The 16,059-nt window shown below is 31.8% G+C and carries 14 protein-coding genes; 2 read left to right on the top strand and 12 right to left on the bottom strand.

Going from position 1 to position 16,059, the window contains the following annotated elements; genetic code table 11:
• Positions 1–7: 7 nt before the first annotated feature.
• The 11 genes from B4A23_RS15025 to hisG form a co-directional block, all read right to left on the bottom strand.
• Complete coding sequence (locus tag B4A23_RS15025; RefSeq protein ID WP_291121131.1) at positions 8–1,471, bottom strand: ankyrin repeat domain-containing protein; 1,464 nt, start codon at positions 1,469–1,471, stop codon at positions 8–10.
• A 179-nt stretch (positions 1,472–1,650) separates the two neighbouring features.
• Complete coding sequence (hisIE, locus tag B4A23_RS15020; RefSeq protein WP_286512671.1) at positions 1,651–2,262, bottom strand: bifunctional phosphoribosyl-AMP cyclohydrolase/phosphoribosyl-ATP diphosphatase HisIE; 612 nt, start codon at positions 2,260–2,262, stop codon at positions 1,651–1,653.
• Positions 2,259–3,011, bottom strand: a complete 753-nt coding sequence (gene hisF / locus B4A23_RS15015) for an imidazole glycerol phosphate synthase subunit HisF (RefSeq protein ID WP_291121129.1) — start codon at positions 3,009–3,011, stop codon at positions 2,259–2,261. Before hisF ends, hisIE begins: the two co-directional genes overlap by 4 nt.
• A 103-nt stretch (positions 3,012–3,114) precedes the next feature.
• Positions 3,115–3,489, bottom strand: a complete 375-nt coding sequence (locus B4A23_RS15010) for a four helix bundle protein (protein WP_291121127.1) — start codon at positions 3,487–3,489, stop codon at positions 3,115–3,117.
• Positions 3,490–3,536: 47 nt separating this feature from the next.
• The gene (hisA, locus tag B4A23_RS15005) at positions 3,537–4,250 is read right to left on the bottom strand and encodes a 1-(5-phosphoribosyl)-5-[(5-phosphoribosylamino)methylideneamino]imidazole-4-carboxamide isomerase (RefSeq protein WP_286487095.1); all 714 of its coding nucleotides are present in this window, start codon (positions 4,248–4,250) and stop codon (positions 3,537–3,539) included.
• A gap of 75 nt (positions 4,251–4,325) precedes the next feature.
• Positions 4,326–7,445 carry a S41 family peptidase gene (locus B4A23_RS15000; RefSeq protein ID WP_291121124.1) on the bottom strand — a complete coding sequence of 1,040 codons (3,120 nt, stop codon included), beginning with the start codon at positions 7,443–7,445 and terminating at the stop codon, positions 4,326–4,328.
• 19 nt (positions 7,446–7,464) lie between these two features.
• Positions 7,465–8,043 (bottom strand): imidazole glycerol phosphate synthase subunit HisH, encoded by a 579-nt coding sequence (gene hisH / locus B4A23_RS14995; protein ID WP_286501401.1) that lies wholly within the window; start codon positions 8,041–8,043, stop codon positions 7,465–7,467.
• Positions 8,044–8,118: 75 nt separating this feature from the next.
• Positions 8,119–9,252, bottom strand: coding sequence for a bifunctional histidinol-phosphatase/imidazoleglycerol-phosphate dehydratase HisB (gene hisB / locus B4A23_RS14990; RefSeq protein ID WP_291121122.1), 1,134 nt, complete (start codon positions 9,250–9,252; stop codon positions 8,119–8,121).
• A 2-nt stretch (positions 9,253–9,254) separates the two neighbouring features.
• Positions 9,255–10,301 (bottom strand): histidinol-phosphate transaminase, encoded by a 1,047-nt coding sequence (hisC, locus tag B4A23_RS14985; RefSeq protein ID WP_291121120.1) that lies wholly within the window; start codon positions 10,299–10,301, stop codon positions 9,255–9,257.
• A gap of 72 nt (positions 10,302–10,373) precedes the next feature.
• Entirely contained in the window at positions 10,374–11,666 is a 1,293-nt protein-coding gene (gene hisD / locus B4A23_RS14980) for a histidinol dehydrogenase (protein ID WP_291121118.1), read from the bottom strand.
• An 80-nt stretch (positions 11,667–11,746) separates the two neighbouring features.
• The gene (hisG, locus tag B4A23_RS14975; RefSeq protein WP_291053121.1) at positions 11,747–12,604 is read right to left on the bottom strand and encodes an ATP phosphoribosyltransferase; all 858 of its coding nucleotides are present in this window, start codon (positions 12,602–12,604) and stop codon (positions 11,747–11,749) included.
• A gap of 405 nt (positions 12,605–13,009) precedes the next feature.
• Here hisG and hflX point away from each other — a divergent pair, with 405 nt between their 5' ends.
• Together hflX and B4A23_RS14965 are read left to right on the top strand one after the other, a co-directional pair.
• On the top strand, positions 13,010–14,236 hold the full coding sequence (gene hflX / locus B4A23_RS14970; protein WP_180905305.1) for a GTPase HflX: 1,227 nt from the start codon (positions 13,010–13,012) through the stop codon (positions 14,234–14,236).
• A 293-nt stretch (positions 14,237–14,529) separates the two neighbouring features.
• Positions 14,530–15,237, top strand: a complete 708-nt coding sequence (locus B4A23_RS14965; protein WP_291121116.1) for a DNA alkylation repair protein — start codon at positions 14,530–14,532, stop codon at positions 15,235–15,237.
• A 58-nt stretch (positions 15,238–15,295) separates the two neighbouring features.
• On the opposite strand, the gene B4A23_RS14960 is transcribed toward B4A23_RS14965, so the two are convergent.
• Entirely contained in the window at positions 15,296–16,003 is a 708-nt protein-coding gene (locus B4A23_RS14960) for a Crp/Fnr family transcriptional regulator (protein WP_125349884.1), read from the bottom strand.
• Positions 16,004–16,059: the final 56 nt, after the last annotated feature.

Genomic DNA, 16,059 nt, shown 5'->3' with positions numbered 1-16,059 from the left:
TCCTTCATTATTTTAAAAAGTCAATAGACACATTATTTTTCTTTAAGAATTCGTTTTCTCCAGCCAAATCATAAGCCGTTTCGTCAAATTCTGTTTTAATATCTTTTTTCGCTCCAGCAGCAACCAAAGTTTTCAAGATTGCATCATCTTTCGCAATTAAAGCTGCTTTGTGTAACGCAGTATTTCCGTCTTCATCTTGTGCATTAATATTTACACCTAATTCAATGGCTTTCTTCACCAAATTTACATTTCCTTTATCAACAGCGATGTGTAACAAAGTTGCACCTTTGCTTTGAGTGGCTTTAAAATCAACTTTTGCATTTGTTAATAAAGCTTGTTTTTCAGTGAATGATTCATCATTTGGTTTGAAAGAATTGAACCAATAATAAGCCAAATTATTTCCATCTTTATCAACAATATTAGCTTTAGCGCCTTTTTCTAATAATAAAGAAACGATTTGAGATGTTCCAGAAGCAACGGCTTTTGTTAAAGCTGATTCACCATTTTTATTAACCGCATTTACATTATTTGCTTTTGATAAAAATGTATTGATTAAATTTGTGTTTTTTCCTCCAGCAGCAACCATTAATGCAGTGTTTCCTTCTTTATCAGCAATTTTAGCATCAACACCTTTTGATAAGATAAAGTTGATTGTTTCTGAGTTTCCTCTGCGAGATAATGCGTGTAATAATGTTTGTCCGTCAGGATTTAACGCTTTCGGATTTAATTTATATTTTGTAATTAATTCTTGGAAAACTTCTACACCATTTTCTTTTGTTCTCGAACCTTGAGTGGCAAAAAATAAAGCTTGATCTGTAGGTTTTACACCTTTCGCGATTAATTTATCTATGATTGATAAGTTTCCTAATTTAGCTGCATAATCTGCTACAGTACGTCCGTTAGCGTCTTTTTCGCTTAATGATAAACCTTTCGAAATAAAATATTCAGTAACTTTTAAATCATCATCATTTGCAATCGCTTCCATAATTAAGTTAGTCCCATTTTCTCCTTTCACTTTTGGATTGGCACCAGCTTTAATTAACGCATCGTAAACCGCTATATTTTGATTTCCAGCACTCGCAGCATACGTAATTACATCGTAACCGTGGCTATCTTTGTAGTGAACATCAGAACCTTTGGCTAATAAATAGTTTACCAATTCTAAGTTCCCTGCAGCCGCAGCCCATTGAAGATAAATTCTTGAGTGATGCGTTTTTTTGTCAACAGAGTTTCCTTCTTGTTCAATTAAAAATTTAATCACATTAAAATCTGCTTTGTTGTTAATCGCTATCACAACTGGATCAAAGAAACCACCATTTTGAAAAGAAGGACTATTTCCTTTCGAAATTTCAGTTTTTACAGTTTCTATTGTTGGATTATTTTTCCAAAAACCAGCGTCCATCAACGTATTCGTTTGAGCTTGAATAAATGAAGCGACAAGGATAGCAGCAGAAATGAATAATTTTTTCATATGAATAGAATATATTGTAATGATTATTTAGACTAATTTTAATTTGATTTCAAAAGTATTATTTTTATTTATATTAATTCTAATTAAATTAAATAAATTTGGCTAATTCTGCTAAACATCAGTTTTTTGAAAACAAAAAAAGATTGCTAATCTGCAATCTTTTATATTTCTAAACTACTTTATTCAGCTCGTCTTGGACCATTTTCTCTTGATTTCAAAACATTTTCTACATCTTCTAATTTGAAACCTTTGGCTTTTAATAAAATTAAATAATGATACATTAAATCCGCGGCTTCATTAATAAATAAATCATCGTTGTTGTCTTTGGATTCAATTACTAATTCAACCGCTTCTTCACCCACTTTTTGCGCAACTTTGTTGATTCCTCTTTTGAATAATTTGTTGGTATACGAATCTGGATCATTGTCCAAATCAATTCTATCGTTAATTGTTTGTTCTAATTCATATACAAATCCGTGGTTGGTTTCTTCTTTAAAACAAGTCGTAGAACCCGTATGACAAGTTGGTCCAAAAGGTTTTGCTTTGATTAAAACTGTATCGTTATCGCAATCAACCGCGATAGATTTTACTTCTAAAAAGTTTCCTGATTCTTCACCTTTTGTCCATAATCTATTTTTTGAACGAGAGTAAAAGGTCACTTTTCCAATTTCTTGGGTTTTGTTAAAAGCTTCTTCGTTCATATAACCTAACATCAAAACTTTGTTGTTAAGATAATTTTGAATAATAACAGGAACTAATCCGTCATTACTTTTATTGAAATCGATGTTCATCGTATCGGAATATTTTGTTCTTTTAAATAATTTTTAAGCGTCGGAATTGGAATTTCACCAAAGTGAAAAATACTTGCAGCCAATCCACCACTTGCTTTTGTTTGGGTAAAAACTTCTGTAAAATGCTCCATTTTTCCAGCTCCTCCAGAAGCAATTACTGGAAGATTTACAGCATCAGCAACCGCTTTCGTGATATCAATTTTGAAACCAGCTTTTGTTCCATCGCCATCCATAGATGTTAACAGAATTTCGCCAGCGCCTAATTCTTCTGCTTTTTTAACCCAATCTAAAGTTTCCCATTCGGTTTCAATTTTTCCACCGCTTACGAAAACTTTTTGTGTTCCGTTTACATCTCGAGTATCTACAGCAACCACTACACATTGCGATCCAAATCGAGCCGCTAAATCAGCTATTAACTGAGGGTTTTTAACAGCAGAAGAATTCACTGAAACTTTATCCGCTCCAGCTTTGATGACTGCCGAAGCATCTTCCACCGAATTGATTCCGCCACCAACCGTAAACGGAATATTAATCGCTGAAGCAATTTTTTCCACCATTTCGGCTAAGGTTTTACGCTTTTCTAATGTGGCTGTAATATCCAAAAACACCAATTCATCAGCGCCTTCTTCTACATATTTTTTTGCCAATTCCACTGGATCTCCCGCATCGCGTAATCCAACGAAATTTATACCTTTTACTGTTCGTCCATCTTTGATATCAAGACACGGAATGATTCTTTTTTTTAACATTTTAGTTCTAAGTTCTAAGTTCTAAGACTTAAGGTTAGAATCCTATATCCTAAATTTAGAACTGTTTTTTTTATATTAATTTAAATACCTTTAAAATTACAACTTAAGTCTTAGAACTAAAGTTGTCGTTCTTTATAAATTTTTCGTAACCATTTAAAAGTCTTCCTACTTCTTCAGTTAATGGAAAAATAGTATCATAAATTTCTTGATTTAAATAGCCTAAATCTTTAGATAATAGTAGAAAATATTTAACTTCTTCTAAGGATCCTATTGAATGAGATAAGAAACTTAATCTGTGCGGAATTGTACTTTTCTTTCGACCTTCTACAATATTTGAAGGTACAGAATATGCGGCACGTCTAATTTGACTTGTGATACCAAATATTTCTTCTTTTGGAAAATTTTTGGTAATCTCGTAAATTTTCAATGTTAATTCGTGAGATTTTTGCCATACTAACAAAGATTCAAATGTATTCATAGCTATAAGTTTAGTACGTAAAATTTACGAAATATTTTCCTTAGAACTTAGAACATACGACTAAGAACTTTTAAATCAATTCTCCCTTCATAAATCGCTTTCCCTAAAATAGCTCCTTCGCAGCCTAATTCTTTTACTTTGATTAGATCATCAATTGAGGATACTCCGCCAGAAGCAATTAACTTGACATCCGAAGCTGCTAAAATTTCTGTATACAATTCGTTTGAAGTTCCTTGTAACATCCCATCTTTCGCAATGTCTGTGCAAATCACATAATCAATTCCTTTGGTTTTATATTCTTGAATAAAATCTATCACATCTAATTCTGAAGTTTCTAACCAACCATGTGTTGCAATTTTTCGATCTTTAGCATCTGCACCTAAAATGATTTTATTGCTTCCATACTGTGAAATCCATTCTTGAAATAATGTTGGATTTTGAACTGCAATACTTCCGCCTGTAATTTGGTTTGCACCACATTCAAAAGCAATTCTGATATCATCATTTGCCTTAATTCCACCTCCAAAATCAACTTTTAAATTGGTTTTAGAAGCAATTAATTCTAACGTTTTATAATTAATGATTTGCTTTGATTTAGCGCCATCCAAATCCACCAAGTGCAAATATTCGATACCGTAATCCTCGAATTCTTTTGCTACTTCCAACGGATTTTCGTTGTATATTTTTTTTGTATCGTAATCGCCTTGCGATAATCGAACGCATTTTCCGTCGATAATATCTATAGCTGGGATTATTCTCATTATTCTTTAGTTTTAAGGTGTAAGACATAAGATCTAAGGTGTAACTTCTTACGCCTTACAACTTAAGTCTTAAATTTATTTTAATTCTTTCATGACCTCTTGAATTGCACGTTCCAATTGTGGGTCTTTATTTTCTAGTCGATCTAAGAATGTATTTTTAATATAAATGTCAGGTTTAACACCAGTTTTTTCTAAATTTTGTCCATCCAAAGTATAAGTTCCCCAACTTGGTAAACGATAAAATGAACCATCAACTAATCCTTTTCCAGAAGTAAAAATGATCCAACGATACGTTTCTTGACCGATGATTTTTCCTAATTTTAAGGCTTTGAATCCTGCGGCTGTCATTTCTGCATCGCTTAATGAGTATTCGTTAATTAATAAAACAATTGGTTTTCCTGACGGTGCAAAGTTCGGTTGAACAGTTAATTGTCCTTCACGATATTTCCATTTCAAATAAGGTCTTTGCGATAAAAAGTTCAAGACTTTATCATGTACATTTCCACCTGTATTGAAACGCAAATCTAAAATGACACCATCTTTTCTATTCTCTTGCTCTACCATGTCCAATAAAAACACATCCAATTCAGAAGTAGACATATTTTTCATGTACGAATAAGCGATTCTATCGTTGCTTAATTTTTTTACACGCTGACGATTTTCATAAATCCATTCATCATATAAAAGCGATTTCAATTCGTTATTTGAAATTGGATGAATCTTCGTCGAAATTGTTTTTCCTTTTCGGTCAAATTCAAGAGTTAATTCTTCTAATTTTTTAGGCGTTGTAAAATAAGTTTCACGATTTTGGTTTTGATCGATTTTTTGTCCATTTACACTTACTAAAATATCACCTTCTTGAACATCAACATTTTTAAGGAAAGCAGGAGATTTTCGTAAGATTTTTTCAACTGTAAAAGGTTGATCTTTTTTGAAAATAATTCCTGTTTCGTTGGTGAAATAATTCAATCTTCGACTTTCTTCTTTTCCGAAAGATGAAAAACCTAAATGCGAAGAATTCAATTCACCTAATAGATCATTTAACAAAATTCTTAAATCATTTCGATTGTTTACATAAGGTAAAAAGGTTGCGTATTGCTCTTTTTTCGCTTTCCAATCGATTCCGTGAAAATTCTCATCATAGAAATTTTCTTCTACTCCAGCCCAAGCTTCCTCGTACATTTGATTGAATTCTGAAGCCAAGTTTTTATTGAAATTATATTTAATATTAACTTTTTCAGGATTTGTAGAACTAATGCCAAATTTGTAAACAGAATTATCGATTAAAGCATAAAGATTTTTCTCATTTTTTACGATAAAATCAGCGCCTTTGTTGAATATTTTATCTGTTTTATCTTCTTCAAAATCAGTGGTTGTTTTTCTGTATAACTGAAATTTACCATTTTCTTGATTGGTGTTATAGAATAAAAATTGCTTTTTATCATCCGCAAAAACAAAAGGATTTGTTTGATATCCAAAACGGTCTGTTGCCAATTCGATTCGTTCCAAAAATCCTTCAGGATTAATAGTTAATGCTTTAAAATCGTTCTTTTCTTCTTTTTTCTCTTTCTTCTCAACCTTTTTTTCTTCGACAAATAAATTATCAAATTTCTCTGATTTATAAGCTTGATCAAACCAATCTAAAGAAGCGCGATAAATACTTGATTCTTGCATTCCTAAAGGATAGGATGGGTTTTTTCTATCGCTTGAAAAATAAATGTATTTTCCGTCTGGAGACCAAGTAGGATCAGCTTCAGAAACACCAGTATTCGTTAAATTAAAAGTTGTATTTTTTTTGATGTTGTGAATAAAGATATCTAATTCGAAATTGCGTTTTGCAGAAAATAACACATATTCATCATTTGGAGAAAAAGATGGTTTCGAATTTTGGAAAGCCCAAATTTCATCTTTAACAATTGTTGATGATTTAAGTGATTTCAAATCTAATAACCTTACTTCATCGCGTCCACTTAAATAAACAGCTTGTGATAAATCATTGTTGAATGTAATGTCTCGATTATTTCTTAAATCAGAAGTTAATTGTTCAACTTTTCCTTTTCCGTCAGCCGAAATTTTAAACCAATTTTGGTAACCTTTATAGGTTTGGTTGAAGATTAAGTTTTTATTGTCTTTTAACCATTTTACTTCTAAAACACGTTCTTTTCCATCAGAAATTTGATTGACAAACTTTCCTTCATTATCCGAAACAAAAATAATTCCTCTGCTTACAAAAGCCATTTTCTTTCCGTCAGGAGAAATATCAAAATAGTCAATATTATTTTCAACTTCAAAATTTTGCTCTTTTTCTAAAGATTTATTCGAATTGACATTAATTGTAAGTGGTTTTGATGTTTTAGTTTTTACATCGTAAACAAATAATTGATAATCTTTTTCGAAAACAACTTTTGAACCATCAGCCGAAACAAAAGGTTTTTTGATCGAAGTTTCAAATTTTGTTAATGCTTCTTTTTTACCATTTGCCAATTGATATAAGTTGTATTCGCCATTATTTTCATCCGAAATAAAATAGATAATTCCGTTTTTATCTACCGTTGGATTAAAATCTTTTCCGTTATAATCGGTATATTGTTTATAACTTTTTGTAGTTGGATTATATCCTAATAAATCTGGATTATTTTCTCCTTTGTATCTTTTTCGTGTGACTTGACTTGCACTTTCAGACGAGTTGGTGAAAATATATTCGCCTTGAGGAGTTTCTACTAAACCATTTGTTGTGTTGAAATAATTTGTAAAAAGCGCTTCTGGTGTTTTTCCATCTAAATCAATTTTAAAACTTCCAAATCCATTATTTTGGTTTGATGTAAAATAGATCGATTTACTATCCCAGCTCCAACTTTCGACTTCGTCTTTGGCTTGATGAAATGTTAATTGCTTGATTTGTCCACCATTTATTGGCATCACATAAATATCGTAATTCCCATATTGATTAGAGCTAAACGCCAACCATTTGCCGTCTGGTGAAACACGAGGATTAATTTCTTCGCCTTCTAAAGCTGTGATTCTTGACGCATTTCCACCATTAATATCAGTTGACCAAATGTCGCCATCATAACTAAAATAAACCGTTTTAGCATCTGGACCTAAAGAAGGAGTAGAAGTGAAATACACTTTTTCCTGAGCAGAAACCTGCGAAATGGCGAAAGCACTAAGTAAAGTAAAAACTATTTTTTTCATGTGTGTGAATTTATAATTACTATAAACTTAGAAAGTTTTTTAGTATTTGTTCTCCTATTCCTGCAGATTTCTCTGGGTGAAATTGAGTTGCGTAAAAATTATCTTTATTTAAAGCAGCTGAATATTCTAAAATATAGTCTGTTTTCGCGATCGTATATTTTGAATTTTCGCAATAAAAACTGTGTACATAATAAATGTCGGAGTTTTCTTGAACATTATTAAATAAAGGTGTTTTTAAATCATAAATCGTATTCCAGCCCATATGAGGAACAATTTCTGTTGAAGGAAATAATTTCACTTGAATAGGGAAAATTCCTAAACAATCGGTATTTCCTTCTTCCGAATAAGCGCACATTAATTGTTGTCCTAAACATATTCCTAAAGTTGGTTGTTTTAAGTTCTTAATGACTTTATCTAATCCTTTTTCTTTTAAATAATTCATCGCAGAACTTGCTTCACCAACTCCAGGGAAAATTACTTTATATGCATTTTGCAAGATTTCAAAATCGTCTGTAATTATTGCTTCGTATCCCAAACGAGTTACTGCATTGTACACCGATTTTACATTTCCTGCATTGTATTTTACTATTGCTATCATTTTTTAGTTCTAAATTCTAAGTCGTAAGGCATAAGGAAAAGAAAATCCTTAGAACTTATACCTTAAGACTTAAGTCTACAAAAGTCCTTTTGTTGATGGTAAAATCATTTTTTCTAGATCGCGCTTAACCGCTACTTTTATAGCTTTGGCAAAGGCTTTGAAAATCGCTTCAATTTTGTGATGTTCGTTTGTGCCTTCCGCTTTGATATTTAAGTTTGCTTTTGCGCCGTCTGTAAATGATTTGAAAAAGTGATAAAACATTTCTGTTGGCATTTGACCAATCATCTCGCGTTTAAAATCAGCTTCCCAAACCAACCAATTTCTTCCTCCAAAATCAATCGCTGCTTGTGCTAGACAATCGTCCATAGGTAAAGTAAATCCATAACGTTCGATGCCTAATTTATTTCCTAAAGCTTGTGCAAAAACTTCGCCCAAAGCAATTGCTGTATCTTCGATTGTGTGGTGTTCGTCAACTTCTAAATCACCATCGACTTTAATCACTAAATCCATTTGTCCATGACGCGCAATTTGATCTAGCATATGATCGAAAAAATGAATTCCTGTCGATATGTCCGATTTTCCAGTTCCATCAAGATTTAAATCGATCTTAATCTTTGTTTCATTTGTGTTTCGAACAATTGAAGCCGTGCGATTTTGAAGTTTTAAGAACTCGTAAATTTCTTTCCATGATGTTGTTTTTAAAGCAATCGTTTCATTTAAACCTTCGTTATCGTTGATCTCGTCAGCGCCTAAAGCTTCATCATTCGCGATAAAAATTCCTTTTCCACCCAGATTTTGAGCTAATTTCACATCCGTTATTCGATCACCAATCACAAACGAATTTACTAAATCATATTCAGGATTGTCGATGTATTTCGTCAATAGAGCAGTACCAGGTTTACGCGTTGGTGCATTTTCGTGGGCAAAAGTTTTATCAATGTAAATATCCTCGAATTTCACGCCTTCGTTTTCAAAAGCTTTTACCACGAAATTTTGAATCGGCCAGAATAATTCTTCTGGATTAGCGGGCGTTCCCAAACCGTCTTGGTTCGTAACCATTGCTAATTCGTAATCCAATTCTTTCGCAATTTTACCTAAATAAGTAAATGCTTCAGGATAGAATTCTAGTTTCGAAAAGCTGTCAACTTGGTAATCGGCTGGCTCCAAGATCATTGTTCCATCTCTATCTATAAAAAGTACGCGTTTCAAAGTTATATTATTTTAAGTGTTTGTATTAATTTCTGATTTTCAAGTTCCGTTCCAACTGTGATTCTCAAACAGTTTTGACATAAATCATCGTTGTTTCGATTACGAATAACAATTCCTTTTTCAACCAATTGATTGTAACGTTCGTTCGCATTATCTACTTTAATTAAAATGAAATTAGCATCGCTTGCATAGATTTTTTCTACAAATGAAATCTCAGTTAAAGCATTTTCTAAAACTTCTTTTTGTTGAATAATTGTGTTCGTAGCAGTTATAATTTTATCGTAATCGCTTAAAATTTCAATCGCTTTTAATTGCGTTAATTGGTTAATATTATAAGGTGGTTTGATTTTATTTAAAACATCCACAATTTCTTGTGAAGCATACAAAATTCCTAAACGGATTCCGGCTAAACCAAAGGCTTTCGATAAGGTTTGTGTTACAATTACGTTTGGATAATTTTTGATTTTATTTATCCAAGAAGGTTCAGTTGTGAAATCAATATACGCTTCGTCGATAATGACTAAACCATTGAAACGATTCACAATTTCTAAAATAGATTCTCTTTTGATAATCTCTCCTGTTGGATTGTTCGGAGAACACAAGAAAATAATTTTCGTTTTATCATCCACTTTTGAAAAAATATCTTCGATATTTGGTTGAAAATCTTCTTCATTTAATAAAGATTTTCGGTATTCAATTGCATTCAGATTAGCTAAAACTCCGTACATCCCATAAGAAGGAGAAATCGCAATAACATTATCTTGATTCGGTTCGCAAAATGCACGGAAAATTAAATCCAAAACTTCATCACTTCCATTTCCTAACAAAATCTGATTTGCAGGAAAGTTTTTGATTTCACTTAAAATCAATTTTACATTACGTTGTAAAGGATCGGGATAACGATTTAATCCATTATTGAACGGATTTTCGTTCGCATCTAAGAAAACGAAATCGTCATTTATTTCTTGAAATTCGTCACGCGCCGATGAATAGGCTTTCATTGCTTTTACGTTGGGACGAATGATGTTATTTATGTTGAATGAATTCATTTTAGTTATAAGGTTTAAGTTCTAAGACTTAAGATTTTGTTTATTTAATACTTTTGAATTATTCCTTGTGAATTACGCCTTAGATCTTAAGTCTAACAAACGCAGCGTTACCGCATTTTTGTGTGCAAATAATTCTTCGGCTTCGGCCATTAATTCGATTGCTGGACCAATATTTTTAATTCCCTCAGCAGTTAATTTCTGAAACGTGATTTTCTTGATAAAACTATCAAAGGAAACTCCAGAATAATTCTTTGCATAACCATTGGTTGGTAAAGTGTGATTAGTTCCTGATGCATAATCTCCAGCGGATTCGCACGAATAATTTCCTAAGAAAACAGAGCCTGCATTAATAATTTTTTCGATATAACTTTCAGCCGTTTTGCAAGCAAAAATTAGATGTTCTGGTGCATAAATATTAGAAAAATTCACACATTCTTCGATAGAATTTAACACGATTCCTCTCGAATTTTCTAAAGCTTTAGCCGCTAATTCTTTTCTCGGTAAAGTTTCTAATTGAGTATTAATTTCAAAAATTGTTTCGTTTAACGTTTGCTCGTTAGTTGTTAATAAAATCACTTGTGAATCTATTCCGTGTTCGGCTTGCGATAATAAATCAGCTGCGACATATTTAGGAACTGAGGTTCCATCTGCAATGACTAAAACTTCACTTGGACCAGCAGGCATATCAATAGCAACTCCAAAATTTTGAGCCACTTGTTTGGCAGCGGTTACATATTGATTTCCCGGTCCAAAAATTTTATCAACTTTTTGTATTGTTTCTGTACCAAAAGTTAACGCACCAATCGCTTGGATTCCGCCAACTTTATAAATCTTCTTAATTCCAATTAAATTTGCTGTATATAAAATCGCTGGGTGAATTTTTCCTTCTTTATTTGGAGGAGTACACAAAATAATATTTTGGCAACCAGCTAATTTAGCAGGAGTTCCTAACATTAATGTTGTAGAAAATAAGGGAGCTGTTCCGCCTGGAATATAAATTCCTACATTTTCTATACCGCGAGATTCTCTCCAACAATTTACACCTTTTGTTGTTTCAATAACTTTTATTTCTTCGCGTTGTTCATCGTGAAACTTCTCAATATTAGAAGCTGCTAATTGAATTGCTTGTTTTAAATCTTCAGGAATTAAAGTTTTTGCTTCTTCAATTTCTTGAGTAGAAACTTCTAAAGAAGTTAACTTAACTTGATCAAATTTTTCTGTAAAATCAATTAAAGCTTGATCTTTTTCGATTTTAATTTTTTCAAAAACATCTAAAACGATTTTTTGTAAATCTTGTGCTTCTTTCGTTGGTCGAGCTGTTAACGTTGACCAATCTGAAAGTTGAGGTTTTATATATGTTTGCATTTTTTTAGTTTTAAGTTCTAGGACCTAAGATCTAAGGTTTTTGTTGTCATCTTTATGACTTATACCTTAAGACTTATATCTTATAAAATCATTTTCTCAATTTCTAATACTAAAATTCCTTCCGCACCCAAAGCTTTCAATTGCTCGATGATGTCCCAAAAAGTATCTTCTTTAATGACGGTGTGGATTGATGACCAACCTTTTTCGGCCAATGGTAAGACTGTTGGAGATTTCATTCCGGGCAACAAAGCAATGATTTCTTCTAACTTTTCATTTGGTGCGTTTAATAAAATATATTTGTTTTCAGAAGATTGTTTAACTGCTTCGATTCTAAATAAAAGACGATCTACAATAGCTTGTTTTTCAGCATCAAGATTTTTATTAGAAATTAAAACAGCTTGCGATTCAACCACCGTTTCCACTTGTTTTAAACCGTTTGTTAATAGAGTAGAACCTGTAGAAACGATATCAAAAATAGCATTTGCCAAACCGATACTTGGAGCAATTTCTACGCTTCCACCGATTTCTTCAATCTTAACATTAATTCCTTTTTCTTGGAAGAATTTTCCTAAAATACGTGGATAAGAAGTAGCAATTTTTTTATCTTGAAAATAACTTAAATCTGTATAAATTTCATCTTTCGGGATCGCTAAACAAAGTTTGCAGCCAGCGAATCCTAATTGACGAATTTGTGTGACATTTTTATCTTTTTCCCAAACTTCATTTTCGCCTAAAATGCCTATATCAGCAACCCCTTGTTCTACATATTGCGGAATATCGTCGTCACGCAAGAATAAAACTTCGATAGGGAAATTTGGAGATTCGGTTCTTAATTTTCGATTACTTGTAGAGATTTTAATTCCGCAATCTTTCAATAATTCGAGTGATTTTTCACTTAATCGACCGCTTTTCTGAATGGCTATTTTTAATTTACTCATTTTTAATATTTTATATTTTTAAGTTTGAGTAAATCGATGATTAAATCTTGAAGTAACAAAAAATCCCGTTCGATTTACTCAAACGGGACTTAGATATTGTGATAAAATCATTACATACCACTATCTGCTCGCTTGAGTGCAAGTATGATGGTGATGATGATGTAATTGATTTGTGTACATTTTTATTTTTTTGTTGGAACAAATGTAGAAAGGAAATTTTAATTGACAATGAATTTTTTTAAAATTAGTAAATAAACTTGTTATTAATTATGAAAACCTTATTTTTTTCTATTTTTATTAAAAAGAACTCAAATATTTATTGAGTTTTATTGATTTGATTAATTCTCAATATTTTATAGAAAGTTCGGTTACATCCAAAACTTTCTTTTATTTTTGCAGTAATATATGTTAGAAAAACAAGAAGCACAATACGAAAAAGTAGTTTTAGTTGGATTGATTACACGTGAACAATCCGAAGAAAAACTGACGGAATATATGGACGAATTGGAGTTCTTAGCTTATACAGCAGGAGCGACAGTTGGAGAACGTTTTACGCAAAGAATGGACAAACCTGATTCTAAATTCTTTGTAGGAAGTGGGAAATTAGATGAAATCACAGCTTTTGTCGAAGAATATGATATTGATACAGTTATTTTTGATGATGAATTAACGCCTTCTCAATTGAAAAATATTGAGAAAGTTGTCAACAAAAAAATCATCGACCGTACACAATTGATTTTAGATATTTTTGCTCAACGAGCGCAAACTTCTTATGCGCGTACGCAAGTAGAATTGGCACAATACCAATATTTATTACCGCGATTAACACGAATGTGGACTCACTTAGAGCGTCAGCGTGGTGGAATTGGTATGCGTGGTCCTGGTGAAACTGAAATTGAAACGGATAGACGTATTATTCGTGATCGAATTACCTTATTGAAAGAAAAACTGAAAGGAATCGATAAGCAAATGGCAACTCAACGTAAAAATCGTGGTGCATTGGTACGCGTTGCGTTGGTTGGATATACAAATGTTGGGAAATCAACGTTGATGAATGTCTTATCGAAATCTGAAGTTTTTGCCGAAAATAAATTATTTGCAACATTAGATACAACGGTTCGTAAAGTGGTGATTGGTAATTTGCCTTTCTTATTAACGGATACGGTTGGGTTTATTCGTAAATTGCCTACACAATTAGTGGAATCGTTCAAATCTACGTTAGATGAGGTTCGCGAAGCAGATTTGTTAGTGCATGTTGTGGATATTTCGCATGCAAGTTTTGAGGATCATGTAAATTCTGTGAATCAAATTTTAGCTGAAATTGAGTCGAAAGAGAAACCAACGATTATGGTTTTCAATAAAATTGATAATTTTTCTTATATCAAACAAGATGAAGATGATTTGTCTGAAAAGAAATTTGAAAATTATTCATTAGAAGATTGGAAACGTACGTGGATGGCGAAAACAGATTATCCGACATTGTTTATTTCGGCAACGGAAAAAGATAATTTAGAAGATTTGCGCAAAACAGTTTATGAAGAAGTGAAAGAAATTCACATGAAACGTTTTCCTTATAATAACTTCCTTTTTCAGTATTATGATGAAGAAGAAGAAAATGATACGGAAGAATAATAGGTTTAATTTTTAGATTTTTTAAGATTAAAAATTAGAATTAATATAACCATAAGCAATAATCCAATTTGAATATAAAGACTTGTCGAGTTTTCAGAGGGATTATTGTACAGCTTTATAAGACCATTGATTATTATAATCAGGAAGAAAAATAATATTAGAGGCTTGTGTTTAAAATTCATAACTATAAGTTTGTATTAAAGTTAGGAAATTTATATTTAATATTTTAAAATAAATAAGAGTTCAGTTTTTGGACTCTTTTTTTGTTAACTTCAACATCTAATTGATAAAATATGATAGAGCAATTAAAATCAACTTTGCAAGATTTAGCGGATGAAGGAAAAGCAAAAATTATGATGCGTTTTTTCAAAACTGGAAAAGGAGAATATGGCGAAGGAGATATTTTTTTGGGGATTTCTGTTCCGAATCAACGTTTGATTGCGAAAGAATTTTATCAACAAGTTTCGTTAAATGACATCGAAAATTTATTGAATTCCGATATTCACGAATATAGATTAACTGCTTTGTTGATGTTGGTTTTGAAGTACGAAAAATCAAAAGACGAACTTGTAAGAAAAGAAATTATCGATTTTTATCTTGCTCAAACTTCTCAAATCAACAATTGGGATTTGGTTGACACAAGTTGTTATAAAATTTTGGGACATTATTGTTTTCATCAAAAGCGAGAAGAATTGCTTTTTGAATTGGCGAATTCTGAAGATTTGTGGGAAAAACGAATCGCAATTGTATCAACGATGTATTTTATCAAACAAAAATCATTTTCAATTGTTCCAGAAATTGTGTTGAAAAATCTTAATCATTCACACGATTTAATGCACAAGGCAAATGGTTGGATGTTGCGTGAAATGGGAAAAATGAACGAAGAAAAGTTGATTGAATTTTTGGACGAATATACGTTGCAAATGCCAAGAACAACGTTGAGATATGCGCTCGAAAAAATTGATCCAATTCTCAAAGATTATTATATGAAATTGAAATAGTTTGCATAAAAAAAGTCGCTCACAGAGCGACTTTTGATTTTATATCAAGAATAAATTCTTACAAAATAACATGACCTAATTTAGTCAATTTTTGATGATCTAAAACTTTGATTTTTCTTCCTTCAACTTCGATTAATTCATCAGTTTTGAATTCGGAAATCAAACGAATTGCAGATTCTGTTGCTGTTCCAATCAAATTTGCCATTTCTTCGCGTGTCAACGAAATGTTGATAAATCCGTCTTTGTCTGTTCCTAATTTTCCTTCTAATAAAATTAAAACTTCAGCCAAACGTTCGCGAACTGTTTTTTGCGCTAAATAAGTAATTGTTCTTGCATATTCTCCCAAATCTTTTGCAATTCTTTGTAAAATATTGAAAGCTAATTTTGGATTAACTTCTAATAATTTTAAGAAGAATTTTTCTGGAATATAATATATTTCAACTGGCGTCATTGCAGTTGCAGATGCACCAAAAACTTCTTGACTTAAAATTGAGCGATAACCGATAATGTCACCTTCGTTGATAAAACGTAGAATTTGCTCTTTTCCATTAAAACCAATTTTGAACAACTTAGCAGTTCCTTTCATGACGCAATATATACCTTTTGGTGTATGACCTTCTTGTATAATTTCGTCTCCTTTTTTTAGGTTGATGATTTTCTTTTCTTGCTCAAACTCCAATAATTCTTCCTTACTAAAAACCCCGAAAGACTCTGGGTTATCAAACATCGCTTTAATCGATACTACATTCTCATTAAACTCTGACATATCTTGTTGTTATGACTTAATTCATACAAAGTTAACGTTAATTCTGATAAAAGGAA

Origin of the sequence: Empedobacter sp. UBA7248 (genome assembly GCF_002472945.1) — a bacterium.
GTDB lineage: Bacteria > Bacteroidota > Bacteroidia > Flavobacteriales > Weeksellaceae > Empedobacter > Empedobacter falsenii_C.
This window is presented reverse-complemented; position numbering and strand designations above follow the sequence as displayed.